Genomic DNA, 1596 nt, shown 5'->3' on the forward strand with positions numbered 1-1596 from the left:
CCAATGTGCTGCCAATGTAAGAAGCCTAAAAAATTTTTTCATGTTATTCTTTATTGATTTATAGTTAAGTTTAAAATTTTAGAAAGAATTACGTATTGTTTGAAATCTTTATATACTGTTTTGAATCAGTTAGAGAGAATTAAGTGCGGGATGCGGTTTTAGTTTTGCAAGATGGCAAGTACTTTTTTGGAAAGTCAGTGGGTAAGAAAGGCAAATGCATAGGTGAGATCTGTTTTACCACTGGTACGACTGGTTATCAGCATACTATAACTGACCCTTCTTTTGCTGATCAAATTATAACGTTCACTTTCCCTCATATTGGTAATATTGGGATAAACAGCAAAGATAATGAAGGAAAGAAAATTTTTGCAAGTGGTGTTATTATGCGTGAACTTTCTTCTGCGTCTCATCCTTCTTCGTATGTAAGTTTAAATGATTGGTTAGAGAGAAATAATGTAGTTGGGATATCAGGAGTTGATACTAGAGCCTTGACGAGACATTTGCGAAAACATAGATCTCAAAACGGAATGATATATTCATTAACCTATTCTCCGGTATATACTGGTGCTTGGGTGATAGAGGATCTATTAAATGAATTGAAGGAATACAAGTCTGTAAATGGGATAGAAATAACCAATAAAGTCAGTTTAAGTAATAACTTTAAAAACGATCTTAATGCAAAATACAAAGTTGTGGTGGTTGATTTCGGTGTAAAGGCTAGTATAGTTTCACGCTTAATAGAACTTGGTTGTACAATTGAACTGATTAAACCAGAGAGAGGTTTTGCTCAGAAAATATTAAGCATGGATCCAGATGGTATAGTGCTTTCAAATGGCCCTGGTGATCCGCAAGAAATAGGAGAAAATGTGATTTCAGAGATAGGTGCTATTATAAAATCTAAAATACCAGTTCTTGGCATATGCATGGGTCATCAATTACTTGCGATTACTTTGGGGGCAAAAACTACCAAGATGAATATTGGTCACCGAGGAAGTAATCACCCAGTTTATAATATAAGTGGCGGAAAAGTTGAGATCACAAGCCAAAATCATGGATTTGTTGTTGATCCATCTTTTCTACCAAGTAACGTTGAAGTTACTCATATTTCTCTGTTTGATAATAGTATAGAGGGAATAATGATGAAGAATTACCCGGTCTTCTCTGTACAGTATCATCCGGAAGAAGCGCCAGGTACGCACGATTCACATTATTTGTTTGGACACTTTATTAGTAATATTGAGTTATGTAAAATAAAGTCTGCATGATTTTGATCAAGCAAGTGCTTGATTTTTTTTTGGACATTTATTATTAAATATAATAAAAGATTAAGTTAAGATACTGGCTTCTTAAAAAATTTTTGTGGAGGAGTGACCGAGTGGTTAAAGGTAACAGACTGTAAATCTGTCCGCGAAAGCGTACGTAGGTTCGAATCCTACCTCCTCCATTGCGCGGGTATAGCTTAATTGGTAGAGCTCTAGCCTTCCAAGCTAGTGGAGTGGGTTCGAATCCCACTATCCGCTCTTTTTTTGTTGTATTTTTGTAAAATCAATATATTATTTATTGATGTATTTGTATTTTTGGTGGAAAAGTTTAGAT

1 protein-coding gene and 2 tRNA genes are annotated in these 1596 nt (G+C 34.7%); all 3 read left to right on the forward strand.

Features of this window, described 5'->3' with window-relative positions; genetic code table 11:
• The first annotated feature begins 143 nt into the window (after positions 1 to 143).
• Positions 144 to 1265, forward strand: a complete 1122-nt coding sequence (carA, locus tag HET73_RS07355; protein ID WP_174133534.1) for a glutamine-hydrolyzing carbamoyl-phosphate synthase small subunit — start codon at positions 144 to 146, stop codon at positions 1263 to 1265.
• 96 nt (positions 1266 to 1361) lie between these two features.
• A tRNA-Tyr gene (locus tag HET73_RS07360) sits at positions 1362 to 1444 on the forward strand.
• Between the two features lie 4 nt (positions 1445 to 1448).
• Positions 1449 to 1520: transfer RNA gene (locus HET73_RS07365), tRNA-Gly, on the forward strand.
• Positions 1521 to 1596: the final 76 nt, after the last annotated feature.

The sequence above is a fragment of the Wolbachia endosymbiont of Atemnus politus genome (assembly GCF_013309895.1).